Source organism: Chryseobacterium sp. LAM-KRS1 (assembly GCF_013184525.1).
In the GTDB taxonomy this organism is placed as follows: Bacteria; Bacteroidota; Bacteroidia; order Flavobacteriales; family Weeksellaceae; genus Chryseobacterium; species Chryseobacterium proteolyticum.
The window spans coordinates 65102-88997 of record NZ_JAAOIZ010000004.1 but is presented as its reverse complement, the minus strand read 5'-3'; the positions used below and the strand labels follow the sequence as shown (position 1 = coordinate 88997).

The 23896-nt window shown below is 35.5% G+C and carries 26 protein-coding genes; 15 read left to right on the top strand and 11 right to left on the bottom strand.

The window, feature by feature from the left end:
• Positions 1 to 92: 92 nt before the first annotated feature.
• The 7 genes from G9C87_RS11445 to G9C87_RS11415 all read left to right on the top strand — a co-directional run bounded on the left by G9C87_RS11445 (position 93) and on the right by G9C87_RS11415 (position 8438).
• Entirely contained in the window at positions 93 to 2204 is a 2112-nt protein-coding gene (locus tag G9C87_RS11445) for a TonB-dependent receptor (RefSeq protein ID WP_172281208.1), read from the top strand.
• Positions 2205 to 2356: 152 nt separating this feature from the next.
• Positions 2357 to 3109: a hypothetical protein gene (locus G9C87_RS11440; protein ID WP_172281207.1), complete on the top strand. Its 753-nt coding sequence runs from the start codon at positions 2357 to 2359 to the stop codon at positions 3107 to 3109.
• Positions 3094 to 3618 carry an acyl-CoA thioesterase gene (locus G9C87_RS11435; RefSeq protein ID WP_172281205.1) on the top strand — a complete coding sequence of 175 codons (525 nt, stop codon included), beginning with the start codon at positions 3094 to 3096 and terminating at the stop codon, positions 3616 to 3618. Before G9C87_RS11440 ends, G9C87_RS11435 begins: the two co-directional genes overlap by 16 nt.
• Before the next feature lie 171 nt (positions 3619 to 3789).
• Positions 3790 to 4725 carry a 2-hydroxyacid dehydrogenase gene (locus tag G9C87_RS11430; protein WP_172281203.1) on the top strand — a complete coding sequence of 312 codons (936 nt, stop codon included), beginning with the start codon at positions 3790 to 3792 and terminating at the stop codon, positions 4723 to 4725.
• A 231-nt stretch (positions 4726 to 4956) separates the two neighbouring features.
• A complete protein-coding gene (locus G9C87_RS11425; RefSeq protein WP_172281201.1) occupies positions 4957 to 6219 on the top strand; it encodes a serine hydrolase domain-containing protein in 1263 nt (420 codons plus the stop codon).
• A gap of 25 nt (positions 6220 to 6244) precedes the next feature.
• Positions 6245 to 7972, top strand: coding sequence for an Ig-like domain-containing protein (locus tag G9C87_RS11420; protein ID WP_172281199.1), 1728 nt, complete (start codon positions 6245 to 6247; stop codon positions 7970 to 7972).
• A gap of 7 nt (positions 7973 to 7979) precedes the next feature.
• Positions 7980 to 8438 carry a heme-binding domain-containing protein gene (locus tag G9C87_RS11415; protein ID WP_172281198.1) on the top strand — a complete coding sequence of 153 codons (459 nt, stop codon included), beginning with the start codon at positions 7980 to 7982 and terminating at the stop codon, positions 8436 to 8438.
• A gap of 74 nt (positions 8439 to 8512) precedes the next feature.
• Here G9C87_RS11415 and G9C87_RS11410 read toward each other — a convergent pair whose 3' ends face one another.
• From G9C87_RS11410 to G9C87_RS11390, 5 genes are all read right to left on the bottom strand, one after another.
• A complete protein-coding gene (locus tag G9C87_RS11410) occupies positions 8513 to 9028 on the bottom strand; it encodes an NUDIX hydrolase (protein ID WP_172281196.1) in 516 nt (171 codons plus the stop codon).
• Positions 9028 to 9939: a site-specific tyrosine recombinase XerD gene (xerD, locus tag G9C87_RS11405; RefSeq protein WP_172281194.1), complete on the bottom strand. Its 912-nt coding sequence runs from the start codon at positions 9937 to 9939 to the stop codon at positions 9028 to 9030. The genes G9C87_RS11410 and xerD overlap by 1 nt, the downstream gene beginning before the upstream one ends.
• A 5-nt stretch (positions 9940 to 9944) precedes the next feature.
• On the bottom strand, positions 9945 to 10367 hold the full coding sequence (locus G9C87_RS11400) for a deoxycytidylate deaminase (RefSeq protein WP_172281192.1): 423 nt from the start codon (positions 10365 to 10367) through the stop codon (positions 9945 to 9947).
• Positions 10368 to 10409: 42 nt separating this feature from the next.
• Positions 10410 to 11177 (bottom strand): enoyl-CoA hydratase-related protein, encoded by a 768-nt coding sequence (locus G9C87_RS11395; protein ID WP_172281190.1) that lies wholly within the window; start codon positions 11175 to 11177, stop codon positions 10410 to 10412.
• A 105-nt stretch (positions 11178 to 11282) separates the two neighbouring features.
• On the bottom strand, positions 11283 to 12770 hold the full coding sequence (locus G9C87_RS11390; protein ID WP_172281188.1) for a catalase: 1488 nt from the start codon (positions 12768 to 12770) through the stop codon (positions 11283 to 11285).
• A 118-nt stretch (positions 12771 to 12888) separates the two neighbouring features.
• On the opposite strand from G9C87_RS11390, the gene G9C87_RS11385 reads away from it, so the two are divergent.
• From G9C87_RS11385 to G9C87_RS11350, 8 genes are all read left to right on the top strand, one after another.
• Positions 12889 to 13839 (top strand): LysR substrate-binding domain-containing protein, encoded by a 951-nt coding sequence (locus tag G9C87_RS11385; protein WP_172281186.1) that lies wholly within the window; start codon positions 12889 to 12891, stop codon positions 13837 to 13839.
• Between the two features lie 232 nt (positions 13840 to 14071).
• Entirely contained in the window at positions 14072 to 15352 is a 1281-nt protein-coding gene (gene metK / locus G9C87_RS11380; protein ID WP_172281184.1) for a methionine adenosyltransferase, read from the top strand.
• An 85-nt stretch (positions 15353 to 15437) separates the two neighbouring features.
• Positions 15438 to 15929, top strand: coding sequence for a hypothetical protein (locus G9C87_RS11375; protein WP_410499206.1), 492 nt, complete (start codon positions 15438 to 15440; stop codon positions 15927 to 15929).
• Between the two features lie 200 nt (positions 15930 to 16129).
• On the top strand, positions 16130 to 16720 hold the full coding sequence (locus tag G9C87_RS11370) for an RNA polymerase sigma factor (protein WP_089028087.1): 591 nt from the start codon (positions 16130 to 16132) through the stop codon (positions 16718 to 16720).
• Between the two features lie 198 nt (positions 16721 to 16918).
• Positions 16919 to 17614 (top strand): YjjG family noncanonical pyrimidine nucleotidase, encoded by a 696-nt coding sequence (locus G9C87_RS11365; RefSeq protein ID WP_172281182.1) that lies wholly within the window; start codon positions 16919 to 16921, stop codon positions 17612 to 17614.
• 85 nt (positions 17615 to 17699) lie between these two features.
• Positions 17700 to 18149: a PepSY-like domain-containing protein gene (locus G9C87_RS11360; protein ID WP_172281180.1), complete on the top strand. Its 450-nt coding sequence runs from the start codon at positions 17700 to 17702 to the stop codon at positions 18147 to 18149.
• A 287-nt stretch (positions 18150 to 18436) separates the two neighbouring features.
• Complete coding sequence (locus G9C87_RS11355) at positions 18437 to 19108, top strand: response regulator transcription factor (RefSeq protein WP_172281178.1); 672 nt, start codon at positions 18437 to 18439, stop codon at positions 19106 to 19108.
• Positions 19105 to 20391 carry a sensor histidine kinase gene (locus G9C87_RS11350; RefSeq protein ID WP_228457004.1) on the top strand — a complete coding sequence of 429 codons (1287 nt, stop codon included), beginning with the start codon at positions 19105 to 19107 and terminating at the stop codon, positions 20389 to 20391. Before G9C87_RS11355 ends, G9C87_RS11350 begins: the two co-directional genes overlap by 4 nt.
• 11 nt (positions 20392 to 20402) lie before the next feature.
• Here G9C87_RS11350 and trpS read toward each other — a convergent pair whose 3' ends face one another.
• From trpS to G9C87_RS11320, 6 genes are all read right to left on the bottom strand, one after another.
• A complete protein-coding gene (trpS, locus tag G9C87_RS11345; RefSeq protein WP_172281176.1) occupies positions 20403 to 21371 on the bottom strand; it encodes a tryptophan--tRNA ligase in 969 nt (322 codons plus the stop codon).
• A 253-nt stretch (positions 21372 to 21624) separates the two neighbouring features.
• Entirely contained in the window at positions 21625 to 22269 is a 645-nt protein-coding gene (locus G9C87_RS11340; protein ID WP_172281174.1) for a vancomycin high temperature exclusion protein, read from the bottom strand.
• 12 nt (positions 22270 to 22281) lie between these two features.
• Entirely contained in the window at positions 22282 to 22920 is a 639-nt protein-coding gene (locus tag G9C87_RS11335) for a lipoprotein signal peptidase (RefSeq protein WP_172281172.1), read from the bottom strand.
• Positions 22920 to 23114: a DUF2683 family protein gene (locus tag G9C87_RS11330; RefSeq protein WP_172281170.1), complete on the bottom strand. Its 195-nt coding sequence runs from the start codon at positions 23112 to 23114 to the stop codon at positions 22920 to 22922. Before G9C87_RS11330 ends, G9C87_RS11335 begins: the two co-directional genes overlap by 1 nt.
• A gap of 18 nt (positions 23115 to 23132) precedes the next feature.
• On the bottom strand, positions 23133 to 23378 hold the full coding sequence (locus tag G9C87_RS11325) for a DUF6576 domain-containing protein (protein WP_172281168.1): 246 nt from the start codon (positions 23376 to 23378) through the stop codon (positions 23133 to 23135).
• 80 nt (positions 23379 to 23458) lie between these two features.
• Positions 23459 to 23839 (bottom strand): TraR/DksA family transcriptional regulator, encoded by a 381-nt coding sequence (locus G9C87_RS11320; protein ID WP_034740299.1) that lies wholly within the window; start codon positions 23837 to 23839, stop codon positions 23459 to 23461.
• Between the last annotated feature and the right edge of the window lie 57 nt (positions 23840 to 23896).

The following is a 23896-nucleotide window of genomic DNA, read 5'->3' as shown; positions in this document are numbered from 1 at the left end:
GGTAATGCTGTTTAGGGACGCTCTGGCTTTTGCCGGAATTGTATAATATCTTATTGATCCCCTTTTATTCATTAAATTTTAAAATTTATAGAATGAAAGGATTATTTTTTTTAGGGCTTACTGCCAGTTCAATGGCTTTTTCCCAAACCCAAAATACAGATTCCTTAAAAATCAAGGAAATTGAAGCGGTTAATTTTACCAGGAGACTTCCCGTTGCAAAGGAGATCATTAATGTACAAAGAGACCTGGACAGCAGGAACCTCGGACAGGATCTTCCCATACTTTTAAAAAATCAGACTTCTGTAATTTCCACTTCAGATGCCGGAAACGGGGTGGGATATACTGGTTTTAGAATTCGTGGAGTTGCAGGAAGGGGAATAAATGTTATGATGAATGGAGTTCCGTTTAACGATTCGGAGAGCCAGGGTACTTTTTTTGTGAATGTTCCGGATTTGACAAGCTCGGCATCACAGATTGTGATTCAGAGAGGAGTAGGAACTTCCAATAATGGGGTTTCGGCTTTCGGTGCGAGTATCAATGTTATATCCAAAGATCCAGAAGATAAGTTTTATGTAAAAACAGATGACAGTTACGGGTCTTTTAATACCTATAAATATTCTGCTGAGGTAGGTTCCGGAAAGTTTTGGAATAATCGTCTGTCATTAATGGGTAGGTATACCCACATCAGTTCTGACGGATATATTGACAGGGCTTCATCAAGATTAGATTCTTATAATTTCACTGCCTTATTTGAAGAAGGAAAAACAAGGGTTCGTCTGATGGCTTTTGGAGGGAAGGAGAAAACATATCAGGCCTGGAACGGGATAGACAGGAAAACATGGGAGACAGATCCGAAGTTTAATTATTCAGGTGCAATTTATGGCGCTGATGGGAATATCACAGGTTTTTACAATAATGAAACTGATAACTACAGGCAAAATCATTATCAGTTATTATGGGAACAGGGGTTTAATGATCATTGGAATTTAGAGACAACTTTGCATTATACCAAAGGAAAAGGGTATTATGAAAATTATAAGCAGGGAGATCCGTTTTCAAGGTATAATTTACCCAATATCATAGAAGGAGGGCAGACCATAGAAACATCAGATTTTATCAGAAAGAAATGGCTGAACAATGATTTTTACGGAATTGTTTCAACCCTTTACGGAAAATACGAAAACCTGGATCTTAATTTCGGTGCCGTGGCAAATCAGTACTATGGAAGACATTATGGGAATGTGACGGGTGTGTTCTTTCCTATTGATGAGCATGAGTATTACAGAGGGCGTTCGGTAAAAAATGAGGTGGCAGGATTTGCAAAAGCTTTGTTTAGGGTCAATGATTTTGAGTTCTTTGGAGATTTGCAGCTTAGAAATATTGACTACGATACAAAGATTTTATTGGAAGGTGATGATGAAGGCGCTAATATCAAGAAAAACTGGTTGTTCTTCAATCCGAAAGCAGGGATAAACTACAGAATAGGCAATGGTAAAATATTTTTATCCTATGCACATGCTCAACGGGAACCGAACCGGGACGATCTTATTGCCAATAATGAAGTAAAAGCTGAAAAGCTTCATGATTTCGAAGCAGGGTTTGAAAAACAGCTTGGTATTATTTCATTGACGGCTAATTTGTATTATATGTATTATGTAAATCAGCTGGTGCTTAACGGAGAACTGAATAATGTTGGAGCTTTTATCCGTACAAATTCGGGTGAAAGCTATAGGAGAGGTATCGAGATAGGAGCAGTCGCAAAAGTTTCAAAGCAATGGGAGATTTCAGGGAATGTTAGTTTAAGTCAAAATAGGAACCAGGACTTTAAAATAGAAAATAAAACGGTTGTTAAAGAATTGGGAAATACACAGATTTCGTTCTCTCCTGATGTTGTTGCTAATCTGGGATTAAAATTTAATCCTGATAAAAATTTCCAGTTTTCATTGATGAATCAATATGTCGGAAAACAATATCTTGATAACACTGAAGATCCGAATTTACAGCTTAAAGATTACTTTCTTACCGATTTTAATGCACAATATCAGCTCAGGATTGCCAACAATGATATTGCTTTAAAGCTTTTGGTTAATAATATTTTCAATAAAAAATATGTCAATAACGGTGCTGTGTATGGCGGTGAGCCGTATTATTTTTCACAAGCGGGAATTAATTTTATGTTTGGAATAAGTTGGAAAATACAATAAGAATAATGTAAAAATAGTTGCTGTTTTTTTTGAAATATGCAAAAAAGACATCTAAACTCGGAAATTATACATGATAAGACTGCTCAGGCAGTCTTTTTTTATCCAAATAAATGTCATAAAAAGTCCTGAAAAAGTTATAAATTTGCTGCCAGATGAATATTTCAGCTTACATTCTAGAATATCTGAAACAATTTGGTTCTGTTACAGTTCCAGCGTTTGGCGTGTTTTCCCTGGAGAACTCGAAAGCGATTATTAATTCTGAAAACGGAAGTATACTTCCTCCCTCCAGTCAGATAGCCTTTGCATCAGATTATGAGGTGGAATCAGAAGAACTGGTATCCTTTATAAGTAGTCAAAAACAAATTTCAATTGAGTCTGCACAGAATGAATTGCAAATTCAGACTGATTTCTGGAAGAAAAAACTCCAGGCGGATCAGATTTTGGAAATTCAGAATCTGGGAACAATTTTTATTGAAGATGGAGAAACCCACTTCAAAGGAAAAAGATTGGAATCCAACCATCCTGAATATTATGGCCTGGAAGAGATCAGGCTTTCGGATATTAATAGTGCACAGAAGCCTTTGGTTTCAGAAAATAAAGAGAGCGATTATAAATTTAATAAATCCATTCTTTGGATCTTTCTGTTCATTATTCCTGTTTTAGGAATTTTGTATGTAGCATTCTCACAGCAGGAACTATTGTTTGGGAAAAAATCATTCGATAGTGTTTCTGTACAGACAAAAACAAGAAGAATAGTAAAAGATACGGTAAAGATTAAAAAAGATTCTGTTCAGATGAAAACTTTAGATTCCCTGAAAAAAGATTCTTTACCAAAGCAGATTGAAAAAGGAGCAAACCTTAAAAACACTCAAAACAACACTAAGGCAACATGGCAAAAAAAATAAAAAAAGCGTCGGAATCCCTGACGATTATGACTAATATTGTTCTTCCCAATGAAACAAATTCTTTAAGAAACCTTTTTGGTGGAGAGCTTTTGGCAAAAATGGATCGTTGTGCCTCAATTTCGGCTGCAAGACATTGTGAAAGAAGAGTAGTGACAGCATCCGTAAACCATGTTTCTTTCAATCATCCTATTCCTGAAGGTGGAGTCGTTGTTCTGGAATCAAAAGTTTCAAGGGCATTTTCTACTTCCATGGAGGTGTATGTTGATGTTTGGTTGGATGATCCCATCAATCAAAAGAAAATGCATACCAATGCAGGTATTTATACGTTTGTTGCAGTGGATGAATTTAATCGTCCGATTCCTATTCCTGAAATGGTTCCTGAAACAGAAGAAGAAAAAGAAAGGTTTGCTGCTGCTTTTCGTAGAAAAGAACTTTCATTGATTCTTTCCGGTAGAATGAAACCTCTGGAATCAGTGGAGCTTAAAAAGCTTTTCCAGGAACCGAAATAAATACGAGTAAACAAGTGGTTGGTACAAACTTCACCAATGATTTTTGCCAACATATGATCAAAAATTATGAAAGCAGGTATTTCTGAGAATGAAATATCCGGAATTGCATACACAGTGATTCTAATTGGTGTTATTGGTTAATAAAATTTGTGTCATCAGTGTTTAAATATTATGAAAATCCTTCTTTTAGATAAAAATCATCCCCTTATCACGGAGCAGCTTCTCGCAAAAAATTTTATCCTGGAAGAAGACTTTACGTCTTCTTATGATGAGGTTTGTAAAAAAATTCATCATTATGACGGTGTGATTATAAGAAGCAGGATTCCTTTGGATAAGCACTTCCTTGAAAAAGGGAAAAAGCTGAAGTTCATTGCAAGAGTAGGAGCAGGAATGGAGAATATTGATATTCCCGCCGCTGAAAAGTTGGGAATTCAGCTGATTAACTCTCCGGAAGGAAACAGGGATTCCGTGGCAGAGCATGTTGTAGGAATGTTACTGATTCTTATGAATCGCCTGTTTATAGCTTCCCAGGAAGTGAAAAACGGAATTTGGCTGCGCGAAGAAAACAGAGGTGATGAATTGCTAGGGAAAACTGTTGGGCTGATTGGTTATGGAAATATGGGGAAGGCGACTGCTAAAAGACTTTCCGGTTTTGGCTGTACTGTGATTTTCCATGATATTTTACCCGGCCTTTCTGATGAATACGCTACACAGGTTTCTTTAAAAGACCTGAAGGAAAGGGCTGAAGTTTTAAGCTTACATATTCCCTTGACCGACGAATCTTATTATCTGATCGATGGACCGTTCATTTCCGATATGAAAAATGATTTCTATTTTATAAATACGGCAAGAGGGAAAAATATAGAAACGAAAAGTTTAGTTGAGGCTTTAAAAGCTGGGAAAGTAAAAGGGGCATGCCTTGACGTATTAGAGTATGAGAAATCTTCTTTTGAAAACTTAGAGGCAGGGGAAAATGAAGACCTGCAATATCTGCTGGAATCAGAAAAAGTAATTGTAACACCGCATATAGCGGGATGGACTCATCAAAGCAAAGAAAAATTGGCCCAGGTTATTGTGGATAAGATTGTAGGGTCGTTTGCGGGTTAATGTAGAAATAGCTGAATAGCTAAATCACTTCTGAGATTGGTTATTTGCTGTAGGATGCAATTTCCAAAGGTATGCTGTAATGCAAACATTTCTACAAATTAGCAAACTGGCGATTTTACATTTTAGCCTTTCCGCCATTCTTCCTCTTTTGTGTTAAATAATTCATAATTTGTGCACTCTTTTCAATATTTATTTTGAGTTTTATTAAATTGCCGCTCATTTTTGATACTCATGAAGAAGCATAATTTTGTCCTTTTTTTAGCTGTTTTTGCATTTTTGTTTTCCTGTAAGAATAAATCCGAAACTAAAGAAGCTGTAGCAGAAAATACTACTAACCTACCCAACTACGGAAATGTGGACCTGAGCAAGGTTTTTACAAAAGCAGATGATCAACTGCCGGATAAAGCTTCTCTGGTACAATATATTGATCAGTATTACAAAAAAGTATGGGATGCCGGTGACTTAAGTGGTGGAATACTTGTGGCTAAAGGAGATGACATTCTGTACGAAAACTACAGAGGTTTTGGAAGAGAAGGAGATCAAATGCCTATTGATAAAAATACCCCTCTCCATGTTGCTTCCGTTTCAAAGACGATGACGGCGATGGCGATGATGAAGTTAATTGAGGCAGGAAAAATAAAATTGTCTGATCATTTAACACAATATTTTCCGGGGTTTCCTTATCCCAATGTAACCGTTCAGAACTTGTTATCGCAGAGAAGCGGCCTGCCTAAATACGAATATTTTATTACTAAAATTCAACCGGCTCCCGTTGAGCTTTCCAAAACATTCATGACCAATCAGGATGTATTGAATATGATCATCAAATATAAACCTGAACTGGCAAGAGACACAGATACTGGTTTTATGTATTGCAATACAAATTTTGCTTTATTGGCATTGCTGATTGAGAAGATTACAAAAACCCCGTTTCCTCAGGCAATGAAGGAAATGGTATTTGATCCTCTTAAAATGAAAAATACCTATATCTTCCAGGAAAAAGATATACCTACCGCTGCACAGTCCTTTTATTACGGACGCGGTAAGTTATATCCTTTGGACAGACTTGACCTTATTTACGGAGACAAGAATGTATATACTACTCCAAGGGATCTTTTTAATTTTTCAAAAGCAATGTTTTCCAAGGATTTCTTAAAGCCGGAACTTATGCAGATGGTTTTTACACCTTACAGTAATGAAAAAGCCGGAATGAATAATTACGGATTAGGTTTCCGGATGAAGATTTTTGATAACGGAGAGAAGCTTACCTATCACAACGGATGGTGGCATGGAACAAATTCTGTTTTTGCTCATTTGTTAAATTCAAAGGTGACCATTGTTGCCATTGGAAACAAATATTCCAACAGGGTGTATACAGCATTGGCATTATCCGGATTATTTGAAGATTTTCCTGTGCAAAAAGATAAACTGCATAGTGTCATGAACGATAATCAGGATTCTTTAAAAAATGGACATGAAGTTTTTGGAGAATAATGTTTACTTTTGCTTAAACATATTCATGAAAAGACTTTTTTTACTATTCATTATTGGTTTTCTTGTACAGTCCTGTGCAAGAGTAGGTTCTCCGGTAGGAGGTCCTAAAGATACGCTGGCTCCAAAGTTTTTAAGCTCAAATATAGATACAACCAGAGTAAATGTTCGAAGAGATATTAAAGAACTTCGTATCGATTTTGATGAATATGTAACGCTGAAAGATATCAACAAAAATTTAATCATCTCTCCGCCTATTAAAAAAATCAAGCGGATCTTACCTTCGAATATTGCCAATAAATATCTTTTGATCCAGTGGGAAGATACCTTACAGGCCAATACCACTTATAATTTTAATTTTGGAAATTCTATAGTAGATAATAATGAGTCTAACACACTTCGTTATTTCAACTTTGCTTTTTCTACGGGTGAGAAACTGGATGATCTTTATATCAGCGGTGATGTAAGAGATGCAGTATCTTTTAAAAAGGAAACAAGTACAGAAAATAAGATGGTTGTAGGTTTATACAAGGTTCAGGATACCATGAATTATAAACAAAAACCTTACTATATCACAAAGGTAGATGACGATGGCTATTATGAGCTTAATTATTTGTCTCCTGGGAAATACAAGATCATTGCCTTTGAAGATGAAAATGGTAATTCCATGTATGATCCCGGAAAAGAAAAAGTAGGATTCCAGAAAGAGCCTATCGACTTTGAAAAATCCATTTCGGGATTGAACTTAAAAGTATATCCATCGAGAAAACCATTGAAGTATGTAGAGATGAAGGAAACACCGGGAGGTATCACAATGACGTTTGAAGGAAAGCCGGATAATGTAAAGGTTCTTTCTATTAACGATAAGCTTCAGGATATAAAAGTAACCCACAGACCTAAATCGGATTCTGTAAAGATATGGTTTGACGCGGTGAAAAGCAATGTAGGACAGACGACTACTGAAAATTTGAAGTTTAGTTATGATGCTGATAATAAAAAGGATACGGTTTCTGTCTTTTATAAATACAATGCGAAAAACGGAATGACCCTTGACAACAATGACGGATCTCTTTTACCTCCTAAAACAGATTTCAGGATTACTTCCAATTACATCATTGATAAAATAAATACGGATAAATGGGTATTGAAAAGTGATAGTTTAACTACTCAGAACTTCACGGCAAAAATTTCCGAAACCAATCCGTATCAGATCCTGATTCAATCCGATTTTGTTCCGGGAAAAAAATATCAGCTGGTTGTTCCTAAAACAACTGTTCTGTCATTCTATGATAAAAACCCAACATCAAAGCGGTTTGACTTTGAAGCAGACAAGGTAGAAAACTACGGTAGTCTTGCATTCAAGCTCCAAAATGCCCCCGCTTCGAATTATTGGCTTCAGCTATTGGATACATCTGAAAAAGTGGTTTACCAGAAATATACAAAGGGGGACGCTGTTAAATTTGATATTCTGAAACCCGGAGATTATGTTGTGAGGATTCTGGTTGACAACAATGATAATAAATATTGGGATGAAGCAGACTTTCAGAACGACGTGTTTGCAGAAGACTCTTATATTTTCTATAAAGCTGTTGTTGTAAGACCTTTATGGGACAGCAATGAAGATTGGGATTTAAAGGATACAAGAGTGCTGGATACAAAAGGATTAAATATTCCTAAACCAGTTGTTGAAAAGCCTGTTGAAAAGGATAATCCTGCACTTAAGTCCGGTAATTCCGTATTGCAACCTGTGAGATAGAGAACGTATGAAAACGATAAAGAAGATTGTATTCTGGAGCCTGGTTGTTTTTGCACTCATTCAGTTTATCCCTATAGACAGGACCAATATGCCCGTTGATCATAAGGTAAATTTTGTAGATGCAAAACAAACACCCGAAAAGATCACTAAACTTATAAAAGGGGCTTGCTATGACTGTCATTCCAACGAAACGGTATATCCTAAATATTCTTATATAGCGCCTATATCGTGGTCTATAAAAAGCCATGTTAATGATGGAAGAGAGCATCTGAACTTTTCGATCTGGCAAACTTACAATTCAGATTTGAAGATAAGTATGCTTAACAGTATTATTCCAACACTTCAAAGCAGGACAATGCCGATGCCCGGATATATTGTGTATCATAAGGAGGCTAATTTATCCGAAGCAGAGCGAAAACTGCTGATCAATTATTTCGAGGAAATGCTGAAATCCAAAACTTACTGATACGCTGGTTTGTAGCGTCGTAAAATAATAATAGCAGAGCTTAGGCCCTGCTATCAATATTTTAAATTGTGTAATTATAGATTGTTTAAATATTGCTCAAAAAATATTTTCTGAGAATCAAAAGCAATATCCTCCAGTTTAATATCTTTTAGTGGAATCCACTGTGCTTCCGATATTTCGGATAATTCAATGTTAACTTCGAATTTTTTATCCACGCGGTATTCATAAAACAAATCGATCGTATTGTAGTCGATCTCTTTATATTGATAGATATTAGGTAGGCTGGTAAGGTATTTTAAATTTGAAATATCGATATTCAGCTGTAGCTCTTCAAAAAGTTCTCTTTTACAGGTTTCTTCTGCACTTTCTTTCGGGTCAACAAAACCACCTGCTAGGTCCAGCTTTCCTTTCTTAGGATCCCGGTTTCTTCTTGTCAGGTAAATTTCATCACCATATCTTATAACAACAGCCACAGCTCCTGCTACATTGTTATATAAAGTGAAATTGCATAGAGGGCAGCTCCATTTTTTTTCGCCATCCCAGTGTAGAGATTCTTTGCCACAGTTTGGACAATATTTCAATAATTTCATTAAGCAATATTAATATTTCGGGGATGGTAATTTAAAATGACATCCCGTAGTTCTTCGGTTTTTAAATGAGTATAAATTTCAGTTGTCGTAATGCTTGAATGACCAAGCATTTCCTGAATATATCTTAAGTCAGCTCCGTTTTGTAGTAAATGTGTAGCAAATGAATGTCTGAAGGTATGTGGGGATATTTTTTTACTTACACCGGCTTTATCCGTGAGTTCTTTAATAATAAGAAATACAATCACTCTGGACATAGAAGTTCCTCTGCTGTTCAGGAATAATGAATCTTCATATTTCTTGTTGATCTTGTTTTTAGAACGCACCTCTTTGATGTAACTGTTCAATAATTCAGCAGTGTAATCAGCCAAAGGAACGAAACGGGTTTTATTTCCCTTCCCGTTCACCTTAATGTAATTTTCTTTAAAATTAATGTTTGAAATTTTCAGATCAATAAGTTCTGATACCCGAAGTCCACAACCATAAAGTACTTCTACAATACACTGATTTCTTCTTCCCAGATCCGAGTTCACTTCAATGGCTCCGATAATCTTGTTGATATCCATAAGGCTTAGTGTATCGGGAAGGTATAATCCCAATTTAGGGCCTTCAAGCAATGCTGCCGGATTATCCTCACGGGCTTCATCCTCCAGAAGGAACTTGAAAAAAGCCTTGATAGAAGATATCCATCTGGCCTGCGACCGCTCACTGAATTTTTGTTTGGAAAGATTGAAGATATACTCCTGTAAATTATCGTATCCGATCACATCCGGTCCGATGTTGTCGAGGTCTTCCTCAGCGTACTCCTTTAATTTTTTAATGTCTCTAACATAAGCGTCTAGAGTGTTTTCTGAAAAATTTCTTTCGAAACGAAGAAAGATTTCAAAATCTTTAATTTTTTCATCCCAAGTCATTTGTGTTATTTTTTTAGTTCACAATCAGAAATTTGTTCTATTTCAATATTATGGTTTTTAAGGAATGATATCCCATCGTCATCCGAATACTCATTGATATATACCAGTCTTGTAATCCCAGCCTGTAAAATTAGCTTGCTGCACTCTTTACATGGAGAAAGCGTTAAATACAGCGTTGCTCCTTTTGCAGATTGGGTAGAAGCAGCTAATTTTAATATAGCATTTGCTTCTGCATGTAATACGTACCAATGTGTTTTTCCCTCTGCATCTTCACAACAATTCTCGAATCCCGAAGGAGTTCCGTTATAACCATCTGAAATAATCATCCTATCTTTTACGATAAGAGCCCCTACTTGTTTTCTTTTACAGTAGGAAAGTTTTGCCCATTCCTGAGCCATTTTTAGATAAGCTTTATCAAACTTATTCATACCGCAGCATTGTTTTTTTCGAAATAATTTGTAAAAATAATCTTAGAAGTTAGGCTTTCTTTTTTCCAGAAAAGCACTTACTCCCTCTTGTTTATCAGCTAGTTCAAAAAGCTCGCCAAAATACTTAATCTCAGTATCAAAGCCTTTATCCGTATCCGATAAATTCACTGCATGAATAGCCTTGGAAATTGCCATGGGTGAATTGAAGGCAATAACGTTTGCTAGTTCCTTTGTTTTGGTTAATAAGTCTTCAATAGGATATACTTCGTTCACCAATCCGATTTCTTTGGCTCTTTGAGCGGGAATCATTTTAGCTGAGAAGATCATTTCGTTGGCAATACCTTTTCCGACAAGCTTTGGAAGTCTTTGCGTTCCTCCATAACCAGGAATCAGTCCTAAGGTTACTTCCGGAAGTCCTAATTTAGCATTTTCCGAAGCATATCTGATATGGCATGCCATAGCAAGCTCTAAACCTCCACCTAAAGCAAAGCCATTGACTGCTGCAATGACTGGTTTAGAGAGATTTTCTATTTTATTAAAAAGAGAATTTTGACCGTTTTTTGCCAATTCTTCAGCCTTTTCCTGTCCGAAATCACTGAATTCTTTGATGTCTGCTCCTGCAACGAAAGATTTCTCACCACTTCCTGTAAGAATAATCACCCTGCAAGACTTGTCCAAATACAGGTCGTCTAAAGCTGAACTTATTTCCTGGATGGTTTTAGCGTTTAGTGCATTGAGACTTTCAGGTCTGTTTATTGTAATAATAGCTAATTTATCTTCTTTTTTTAATAATATATTTTCGTAACTCATTTTTCCACTTTAAATACTAACCCTTGCAAATTATCATTTTTTTACAAAAAAAAGGAAAAAAAGTTGATATTTTTTCCTTTTTTGTTGAAATATTATTTTGTTTGCTTATTTGATGTGATTCATCATATTGCTATCGATATTGATATTTAGCTGTGATGCTACTTTCATGCCAAGTTCAATATTCGCTCTGAAAAAATGACACAGCTGACGATTTATGATTTCATCTCTCTTTGGTCCGTCAATCCCCTTCATGCTTCCTACAATATTATGGACAAGGCGTTCCCGGTCTTCAGTATTCATTGCTTTTGTATAAAGCAGCCCGGGTTGTGTATAATGATCATCATCATTTTCATTTCTGTTGTAGAAAGCTACATGAGCGCTATCAAGTTCATAATCATAACCTTTATAAGAAGGATCCGGCTTGATGTCATCAAAGCTGTTAGGATGGTAGTTAGGCTTATCAGCATATTCACTAGAGTCAGCCATAAAACCGTCTCTCTGGTAATTGTTGGTAGCAAAAGGGCAACGGTTCACTTCCAGCTGATGAGCATTTACTCCTACTCTGTATCTGTGAGCATCGGGATATGAGAATAATCTTCCCTGAAGCATTTTATCCGGAGAAAAACTAATTCCATTGATCAGATTGCTAGGGGAAAATGTGGATTGTTCTACATGTGCAAAATAATTAACAGGTACTTCATTCAGTTCCATTTCTCCAACCTCAATTAGAGGGAAGTCATTCTGGAACCAAACCTTGGTTACATCAAAAGGATTCCATCTGAAATCTTTTGCCTGCTCTTCAGTCATTACCTGGATGTATAAGGTCCATTTCGGGAAATCACCATTTTCTATAGCATTGCAAAGATCTTCCTGCGCAAAGTCTGGATTTTCACCGGCCATCTTTACGGCTTCCTCATTGTTGAAGTTTTTAATTCCCTGTTTTGTTTTGAAATGGAATTTTACCCAAACTCTTTCATTGTTTGCATTGATCATAGAGAATGTATGGGATCCGAATCCGTGCATATGCCTGTAACCATGAGGTGTACCCCTGTCGGACATTAAGATCAGAACCTGGTGAAGGGATTCAGGATTCAGGCTCCAGAAATCCCACATCATTGTGGCACTCTTTAAATTTGTTTTCGGCACTCTTTTTTGAGTATGAATAAAATCAGGGAATTTTTTGGCATCTTTAATAAAAAACACAGGAGTATTATTACCTACAAGATCCCAGTTTCCGTCTTCAGTGTAAAATTTTAATGCAAAACCTCTCGGGTCTCTTGCGGTATCCGCGCTTCCTTTCTCACCACCTACGGTAGAAAACCTTGCAAACATTCTGCAGGAGTTTCCCACCTTCGAAAATAATTTTGCTTTGGTATATTTACTAATATCGTGTGTTACGGTGAATGTTCCATAAGCGCCGCTTCCTTTTGCATGAACAATTCTTTCGGGAATTCTTTCTCTTACGAAATGGGCAAGGTTTTCCTGAAGAATAAAGTCCTGCAATAGGACAGGACCTCTGGGACCTACCGTCTGAGAATCCTGATGCTCAAAGTACGGAGCACCGCTGCTTAATGTTAATTTTTTAGAATCCATATAGTTAAGATTTGATTTATTTGTTGTGTTTTTGGATGTAAGAATTATCAAATTTACTTGAATTTTTAATTGCTTATAGCAAAAACATCATATCTTTGTAATAGATAATATTAATCAGATGAACATTCAGCAATTGGAGTATCTTATCGCTGTAGATAAGTACAAACATTTTGGGAAAGCAGCTCAAGCATGCTTCATTACGCAGCCTACACTAAGTGCGATGATACAGAAATTTGAGGATGAACTGGATGTAAAGGTGTTCGACAGGACTACGCACCCGATCCGTACCACAGATGTAGGGCTTCAGATCATTGATCAGGCGAAGGTGATTATAGAATCTGTCAATGAGCTGAGAAATAAAGCAAACCTGCTTAATAACATTTTAGGAGGAACAATTAACCTGGGAATTATTCCTACAGTATCTTCCTTCATTTTACCTACAGAAATTTTCAAATTCCTTGATGAGAATCCGAAAATTCAGATGAACGTGAAGGAAATGACAACAGACAGTATTATCAAAGCTTTAAAGGCTGGGGAACTGGATGCTGGAATTATTTCGACTCCGTATGATACGGCGGATGAATTCTATCAGGATTTTCTGTTCAATGAAGAGCTGATGATCTACAGCTCCGATACACAAGCTAATAAAAAGAATTCCTATATTATTCCTGAGGAGCTTAATGTTGAAAAAGTATGGCTTCTGGAAGAAGGGAACTGTTTGAGAAATCAGTTTGAAAACATTTGTCATCTGAAAGAAAATACACTCAAGCCAAAAAATCTTGACTTCCTTGCTTCCAACATCCAGACGCTGGTTCATATGGTTGATAAGGTAGGAGGAATAAGTATTCTGCCGGAATTGGCTTTAAGTCAGCTTTCTGAAGAGCAGAAAGGTAAAGTTTTCAGATTTAAGAAGCCTTTCCCTTACAGGGAAATAAGCATCATTTATTACAAACCGACTTTCAAACAAAAGATTATTGACGAATTGTCTTCTTCAATCCAGTCTTCTTTAAAAGAAAGACTTAATTATAATGAAAGTCCAAAAGATTTCGTAAGCATAAAACCACAATAGTTTTTATACTCAATCGGGATAAATCGCTTGTTTCAAGAAATTTATAATTATTTCTTAAAAGTTTTGGCTATTGAAAAATAGTCCTTAACTTTGCCCCTGTTTACAAACGAGGAAAAATTTGACCTGATTGCAACCTCTATAAAAAAAAGCTAAAACAGTATTCTTTTTGAGCTTTCCATGCAATTATTCACGTTATTCCTCATATTTTTAATTTAATAAAACAAAGAATAATATGTCTTATTTATTTACATCTGAATCCGTTTCAGAAGGGCATCCTGATAAAATTGCGGATCAGATTTCTGACGCTTTGATTGATCATTTTCTAGCATACGATAAATCCTCAAAAGTAGCGTGTGAAACACTTGTTACTACCGGACAGGTAGTATTGGCAGGAGAGGTTAAGTCGGATGCTTATCTTGATGTTCAGACCATTGCCAGAGAAGTAATCAATGGAATAGGTTATACAAAAGGAGAGTATATGTTCAATGGAGACTCTTGCGGGGTAATCTCTGCGATCCATGAGCAATCACCGGATATCAATCAGGGGGTTGATAGAAAAGTAGCAGATGAGACTTTTGAAAGCAAGGCTAATGCACAAGGTGCAGGAGACCAGGGAATGATGTTTGGCTATGCTACTAATGAGACCGCTAATTATATGCCTTTGGCACTTGACCTTGCACATACTATTCTAAAAGAGCTTTCTGCAGTAAGAAGAGAAAATAAAGAAATTACTTATTTACGTCCTGATGCTAAAAGCCAGGTTACTATTGAATATTCTGACGATCATAAACCGGTAAGAATTGATTCTATCGTAGTATCTACTCAACATGATGACTTCGGATCCGAAGAAGAAATGTTGAACAAGATCCGTGAGGATATCAAAAATATCCTGATCCCAAGAGTAGTGGCTCAACAGCCGGAGGAAATCAAAGCTTTATTCAACGATCAGATCAAATATCACATCAATCCTACCGGGAAATTTGTAATCGGTGGTCCTCATGGTGATACCGGTCTTACAGGTAGAAAGATCATTGTGGATACATACGGTGGAAAAGGAGCTCACGGAGGTGGGGCATTTTCCGGAAAAGACCCTTCAAAAGTAGACAGAAGTGCTGCTTACGCAACAAGGCATATTGCTAAAAACCTTGTAGCTGCAGGTGTTGCAGATGAAGTATTGGTGCAGGTTTCTTATGCAATTGGTGTTGCTGAGCCTTGTGGTCTGTATATCAATACATATGGGACTTCAAAAGTAGATCTTCATGATGGGGAAATTGCGAAGAAAGTTTCTGCAATTTTCGATCTGAGACCTTACGCAATTGAAGAAAATCTGAAATTAAGAAACCCTATTTATCAGGAAACAGCTTCTTACGGACATATGGGTAAAGAACACTACATTGCTGATAAAACGTTTAATAAAGGTCATAAAAATGAGCTTACGCTTAAAGACCTGGAATTCTTCACCTGGGAGAAATTAGACAAAGTAGAAGAGATTAAAACAGCATTTGGTATTTAATTTTTTCTTTAAGATATTTATACTGCTTTATCTTTAACAAGATAAGGCAGTTTTTTTTAATTTTACACCTTAAATAAATAAAAAGATGATGAATTTCCGATGGGTAATAACGGTTGTATCCGTATTTTTTTTATCCACCTACGCAAGTGCACAATATACCATGCACAAAATGATTAGTGTTGGATATACATATCAAAACCAAAGCTTCGGAGAATTGGGTGGAAAATTACTTTTCCTTAAGAATGACGATGTTATTTACAGATTAGGAGCTTCCGCATTAATGGGTTCCACTAATTCTAAATTTGCCATCATGCCCAAAATTCAGGCAGATGTCTTGCTTAATTTTGAAAAAAATGTAGATTTTTATCACTCTTATTATTTTTTAGCAGGAGTTGAAGGGACCAATAAATATATTGCACCCAAAGTAGGGGTTACTTTATTCGGGCTGCTGGATTTGACTGCAGGGTATTCTTTTCCCTTTGGAGACGCTGAATTGAACGGAAAACAGCTAAAAGGAGTGAATGTAAATTTTACATTAAATATCCCAACTGTCTTCATTCATGATATGTTTAAGTGATTTTTTTTAAAAATTTTTTCTAAATATTAATAATAGGTTAACAGTTATTAAAATTTTATTATATTTACATCCATAAATAAACGAACTGCTTATTGATTGGACTTTACTCTGAAAAACTGTTTTGTATTTACAGCTAAAACCAGATAAAATATCTGGAAGAAAAACTGTCGGCAAATATATATTATATTGAGAAGAAAGTCATGAAATCAAAATCGGATTGCGTATTAATTTCCCTTTACCAAAAAGGAGACGAAGGAGCTTTATCAACTCTTATTCATCGTCATCAGAGAGAATTGTTTACATTCATTTTTTACAAAATTAATGATGAAGACCTAGCTAATGATGTTTTCCAGGATACATTCATGAAAATCATCGTGATGTTGAAAGAAGGACGTTATAACGAAGAAGGAAAATTTATTCTTTGGGCTAAAAGAATTGCCTATAATCTTATTATTGACCATTTCAGATTGAAATCGAAAAATATCAAGGTTTCGGAAACGACTTTTGAAACTGACGAATATTCTATTTTCGATTTAATCAGAGAGCCTTCAGAAAATATTGAAGATCAATTAGTGACTAATCAGATTCAGGAAGATTTATTGCGAATGCTGCAATACCTGCCTCAGAATCAGCAAGAGGTTATTAAGTTAAGATTTTTTGATGGGTTGAGCTTTAAGGAGATTGCAGATCACACGGATATGAGCATTAACACTACATTGGGACGTGTAAGATATGCGCTGATTAACCTGAGAAAAATCATGGAAGAGAATAATATTATCCTTACCAGATAATAATTATAAAAAATTCCCGTTTTAAGGATAAACATGTTTCGCCTATGAAAAAAAATGATTCCTTAAAAGTGAAAACTTTGAAACCAAAAAAACAAACTGTTGATTTTCTACTCAACTTTTCAAAAAATCTTGGAATAGTAAAAATCAAAGATAAAAATTATTCGATCTCTAAAAATTAAAGTATTAATTTTGTGCTGTATGAAAATTCAGCACATTTTTTTTGACCTGGACAATACGCTTTGGGATCATCGCAAGAACGCTTACCTTACCATCAGGGATCTTTTCGAAAAGCAGGAAATAACACTCAAATACAATATAGATTTCGAGGAATTTCATGAAGTGTATCATGAAATCAATGAGAGCTTATGGGAAAAAATCAGAGACGGCATAATCGGTAAAGAATATTTAAGAAAACACCGTTTTCTTAATACTTTTAAACATTTTGGTGTTGAAGATGAGCAGTTGTCAGATTATTTTGAAGAACACTTTCTCGATAAAATTCTTAATCACAATGAACTGGTAGAGGGAGCTTTGTATGTTCTTGATTATCTAAAATCAAAAGAATATACAATGCACATTATTTCCAATGGCTTTAAGGAAGTCACGGAAAGAAAATGTATACTTTCCGGGATTGATCATTATTTTAATACGATCACCAGTGCTGATGCCGTAGGAGTGAGGAAACCTAATCCTGAAATTTTTGAGTATTCTTTAGGTCGTGCACAGGCGAATAAGGAAGAAAGTATCTTGATAGGGGATGATTGGATTGCAGATGCTGTAGGAGCCATGAATTTTGGAATGGATATTATTTTCTTTGATGTCCTGAACGAAAACCGGACAGAAGAAAATGTAAAAACCATTAAGCATCTTCTTCAAATCAAAGAATATCTTTAAAATTTGCCGCTTACATTTTTTTCCTAATTCTTTCCTAAATTAATATAGAATTTTGCTTCATAATAAATGAATAAAATTTTATATTATGAAAAGTTTAAAGAAGATCACCAGCTTACTATCCTTTATCTTAGTTTTATCAGCAGGTTTCATATTTGCACAGGATAGAGCAATCAGCCCCAATCAATTACCTGCTGCTGCAAAGAAGTTTCTGGCAGGAAATTTTAAAGGTATTGCAGTAGGTTCCGTTATAGAGGACCGTGAAATATATGGGGTAGACGAATACAAAGTATACCTTTCCAATGGTGTGAAAATAGAGTTTGACAGCCAGGGAAACTGGAAGGAAGTGGATGGTAAGCATCAGAAGCTCCCGTATGGCTTTATCCCTGCTGGTATAAGAAATTATGTGGTTAAAAGCTTTCCAAACACTTCGATTATAAAAATTGAAAAAGAAAGATGGTCTTATAAAGCTGAACTATCCAATGGCGTTGACCTGAAATTCGACAAAAATGGGAATTTTAGTAAGATTGATGACTAATACTATTTTAAATTTTTATGTTATGGTAAATTGGAATATAATCAACAAAGAAAGCCGAAGAAATATACTTACTTTTCTTACTATATACCATCCATGTATGATCATTGAATCGGTAAAAGATATAAAGAATAAATACAAAATCCATCTGCGGAATGGGCAAACGCTTAGTTTTCATGTGGATGGTAGTTCTATCACAAATAATTTTTAATCTTGATAAATTATGGCCTCCCGGGAACAGGAGGTTATAATTTTATATATTTGATCAGAAAGTCAGAATAATACTTACTATGAAAATTTTACTTGTTGAAGATGAGGCGGAATTAAGAAATACTGTGCAAAGCTTTCTTGAAGCACAGCACTTTATAGTAGAGTCCGCTTCTGACTACAGTTCAGGTTTGGATAAAATCATTTCATATGAATATGACTGTATTCTCCTGGATATTATGCTGCCAGACGGAAGTGGGATGGATCTTCTTAAAGAAATTAAAAGTATGCACAAAAAAGATCCTGTAATCATCCTTTCTGCAAAAGATTCTGTCGACGATAAAGTAAGCGGATTGGAAATAGGGGCAGATGATTACCTTGCCAAGCCTTTTCACCTGGCAGAATTGATGGCCCGGATTAAATCGGTCATCAGAAGGAAAAATCAGGATGGAGAGAATATAATCACTTATAAAAACATCTTTGTGGATCCTGACAACAGAAAAGTAAAGATAGGTAATGAAGAATTGATCCTTAACCGTAAGGAGTATGATCTTTTGTATTATTTCGTGATACATCCTGAAAAAACATTACAAAAAACCATGCTTGCAGAAGCAATTTGGGGCGATTATATTGATCAGGTGGATAGCCTGGATTTTATTTATTCACAGATAAAAAACCTTCGTAAAAAGCTCAAAGCGTTAGGCGCTGAAGCTGATTTTCAGGCGGTTTACGGAATAGGATATAAATTTGTATGATGAAAGTTTCTCTGAAATATTATACCATAAAATACCTGATAACCATTCTGCTATTGATCATTGCAGTGTGGGCGGCATTATTTTACGCCTATATTCTGGACGAAGTGTATGATAATGTGGATGATGGATTGAAAAACAGAAAAATACAGATTATTAAGGCAGTATATCTGGATGAGCACTTGTTAAAGAATAATGAGTTTGGTTTTAATGAATTTAAGATCAATCCTATTTCTGCAGCAGAGCATCAGGAAAAGAACAGGCTTTTTAATAAGATGTATTACATGGAATACGATGATGAAGAGCAGCCTTATAGAGTTCTTGAGACAGATTTTATAGACCAGTTTGGAAAGTATCAGAAATTGACTATCCGAACGTCCACGGTAGAAGAAGATGAGCTGGTATATGACCTTACAACAGCTCTGATTGTTTTGTATCTGTTATTGGTAGTAAGCATTATCGGGATCAACGGATTTTTGCTTCACAAAGCGATGAAGCCTTTTTACCGTATTCTGGATAAGCTAAAAAAATATCAGTTTGGGATTTCTTCTGATAAAGAGTCTCCAAACTATTCCATCAAAGAGTTTGAAGAGCTGGATAGAGAGATCAACGAAATGATTGATCGTAACGAGCTCGCCTTTAATCAACAAAAACAGTTTATTGAAAATGCATCTCACGAATTGCAGACACCTTTGGCAATTGCAATCAATAAAATAGATCTGGCAATACAGAATGATCAGTTTGATGAAAAGGATATGAATTTCTTTACTGACATCAAGAATGATCTGGGAAGGATGGCAAGCCTGAATAAATCACTGCTTATGCTGTCTAAAATTGAGAACAATCAGTTCAGTACTTTGTCCCATGTAAATTTTACTGCGATGATCAAAGAGCTGGTCAATAGCTATGAAGATTTTATAGAATACAAAGAGATTAAAGTAAACCTGTTGGACAAAGAAATATTTGAAACTATCTTCAGCCCTGACTTAGCCAATATTTTACTTTCTAATTTACTTAAAAATGCAGTCAGGTATAACCATCAAAATGGAATTTTAAATATTATTACCGAAAAGGACAGGATGATTTTTCAGAATACCGGATCAATGAACCCTCTGGATGGAAAAAAAATCTTCAACAGGTTTTTTAAGCAAAGCACGGACAGCAGTTCTACCGGATTGGGACTTTCTATCATTAAAACCATAATAAAACAATATCCCGGATGGGATATTGTTTATGATTTTGAAGACGGAATGCATAGCTTTATTCTGTCAAAGAATAAAAGTTAGCTATTTATATATTAAAGTCCTAGACTTTCCCTTACACGTTTAATGGTTTCTACTGCAATGACTCTTGTTTTTGCAGCACCTTCCTGAAGTTTTGCTTCCAATTCATCCAGGTGGGTCATATAGTAGGTAAATGTTTCTCTTTCCTTCTGGAAACGAGTGGTAATCAGGTTTAAAAGTTCTGTTTTTGCATGTCCGTATCCGAAGTTTCCTGCAAGATATTTTGCTCTTAGCTCCTCTGTCTGTTCAGGAGTTGCAATCAATTGATAAATTGCAAATACTTTGTCGGTTTCAGGATCTTTCGGCTCCTCCAATGATTTGGAATCTGTTTCAATGCTCATCACCTGTTTTTTCAGTTCTTTATCCGATAAGAAAATATTAATAATATTTCCCATGGATTTAGACATTTTACGACCATCTGTTCCAGGGACATATTTTGTATTTTCCTGAAGTTCGGCCTGAGGAAGTACCAGTACCTCTCCCATCTGATTATTAAACCTTGAGGCTACATCCCGGGCAATTTCCAAATGCTGAAGCTGATCCTTTCCTACTGGAACTATTTCTGCATCGTACAATAAAATATCTGCAGCCATTAAAATAGGATAAGTAAAAAGACCGGCATTCACATCCTGAAGCCTGTCTGCTTTATCCTTAAATGAATGCGCCAGGGTTAATCTCTGATAAGGAAAAAAACATGATAAATGCCAAGATAGTTCACAGGTTTCAGGGATATCACTCTGTCTGTAAAAAAATGTTTTTTCAGTATCCAGCCCACAAGCAAGCCAAGCCGCAGCAATCTCGTAGGTATTTTGTTTCAGCTCTTTTGCATCCTTTATCTGAGTTAATGAATGCAGATTAGCGATGAATAAAAATGATTCATTTCCTTCCTGTTTCGATAGTTCAACAGCAGGAATAATAGCACCCAATAAGTTTCCAAGGTGCGGTGTTCCGGTGGCTTGAATGCCGGTAAGAATTCTTGACATTTTGTTTTATTATTTATAAAAATTAACGAACCACAAATTTACGAGGTTTGGCGGGAATAATAATTAAAAGATTAAAAGATTAAAAGATTAAAAGATTAAAAGATTAAAAGATTAAAAGATTAAAAGATTTTTGGATAAATCTCGGGAAATTTTTACAAAAAAGAAGGATCTATAGGAGCGGACTTTAGCCCAAAGTTAAAATTAGTTTAAAATAAAAATATGCTCAGTCCTCAAAATCTGGGGGACACAAAAACTATGGAATCACAATCTTTTCCCCACCGAATTTCGGTTGTACCCCAAATAAAAGATCCCAGTATACTTTGGTTTTAGCAAGATACTCCCTTAGATTGGTCTTTAAACCCGCATATTTATTCACATCATTTGCATTATAACCATAGGCTTCGATTCCGTTTTTACGGGCTAAAAATACGGCTCTTTCATTGTGGAACTTTTGGGAAATGATGATGAATCTGGTTTGTCCAAAAATCTCTTTAGCTCTGATTACAGAATCTAGTGTTCTAAAACCTGCGTGATCCAGAATTATTTTATCCTTTGGAATTCCGTATTTCATTAAAGCAAGCTGCATATCCTCAGGCTCATTATAGTCCGCAGTACTGTTATCTCCACTTACAATAATGTATTGTATCTTACCACTTTTATAGAGATCTATAGCGGATTGTATTCTGTTGTAGAAGTATGCATTGGGCATACCGCTGTTTAGTGTTTTACTTGTTCCAAGGAGGATTGCTGTTTTGGTCGAAGGTAATACTGATAAGTTATCTGAAATGTATGGGGCACTTTGTTTTTTGATATTATAGTTGGCAAAGGCAATAAAAATAATTCCTGCTACGAGAAGAAGCAGGAAAATTTTAAGAGTATTTTTAATCAGTTTTTTCATCTGTATTATTTTCTAAAATTCCAGTCCGTTTGGAAAGGCCTTTTTTCTGAAAATCAATAATAATATGGCTCCTACAGTAATGGCAGAATCCGCGACATTAAAGATATATTTGAAAAATTCAATGTGCTTTCCACCAATAAGAGGGAAGCTTTCCGGTACATTCCAGTCTACCAGTGGGAAGTGAAGCATATCCACTACACAGCCTCTCATGAAAGACGAATATCCTTGTCCTGCAGAAGCTATTTTCGAAATACCTCCGTATCCGATCCAGCGGTCGATGCTAGGATCATAAACGGTGCCGCTATCGAAAATTAACCCGTAAAACATTCCGTCGATAAGATTACCGATGGCTCCTGCAAAAATTACAGCCATTGGAATGATAAGATAATTGGAGGCTCCCTGCTGAAGCCATTTTTTGAACATATAAATCATTCCCCCGATCAGGAATATTCTTAGAATAACTAAAAAATATTTACCTATAACACCGCCAAAGTGAAGCCCATAAGCCATTCCTGGATTCTCTACGAAAGTAAGTTTGAAACCCGGAAGAACGGAGACGCTATCATCAAGGTTGAAATGAGTTTTTATATATATTTTTGAAGCCTGGTCGATTAACAATACCAAAAATGTAATAGCTAATATCTTTTTCATTACTGTCCTTTAGGTTTTGAGGATTTTGCAGCTGGTTTTACATTTTTATTATCGCTTGCTTTCTTGATCACTTTTTGTCCGTTAAATGAACTTTTAACATGAGCCTTTTCAAATTTAATGTTCATTTCCTTCAGAACACTTTTCAGTGCACTCAGCTCCATAGGATTTTTGGGATGTACTATTATAGATTCCATTGTTCTGGATTTAGATTTTTACTTCTTAGATAATTCGTCAAGTCTTTTTCTGTCTTTTGGAGAAAGATCATTGATGCCGTTTTTGCCCATCTTACCTAAAAGTTTGTCAATTTCTTTTTCCCTTTCGCGTTTATCGGAATTAAACTGATCATCGATTGTATAGTTTTTGTGCTGATCAGGAAAGAATTTGTTTTTAATCCTCTCCCTGTTGAAAAACCATAAAACCACAATAAGGATCAACCCTAAAATTAAATATTCGCTCATGGATATAAATTAAAAATTAGGTTTATAAAGTATTACTGCTAATACAATATAAACCCAAATTTATTTTACAAACCTTACGGTTATTTCTGCATATTTTTCGCTTCGATGCTTAAGGTAGCATGAGGAACTGCCAATAATCTTTCTTTTGGAATCAGTTTCCCTGTTACTCTGCAAACACCATACGTTTTATTTTCTATTCTGATTAAAGCGTTCTTAAGATCACGAACAAATTTTTCCTGTCTTCCTGCTAAGATCGAGTTTTGTTCCTTACTAAGAGTTTCAGCTCCTTCTTCAAACGCTTTGAATGTAGGCGATGTGTCATCAGTCCCATTATTCTGGTCATTGATAAAGCTTTCTCTTATCAGTTGTAAATCTTTTTCTGCTTTTTCTATTTTTTCTTTAATGATCGCTTTAAACTCTTGTAAATCAGAATCATTATATCTTACTCTTTCGTCTGACATGTTCTTTTCTCTTTTTTAATAAAATTATGAAATGGAATTTGAAATGCAATAACTATA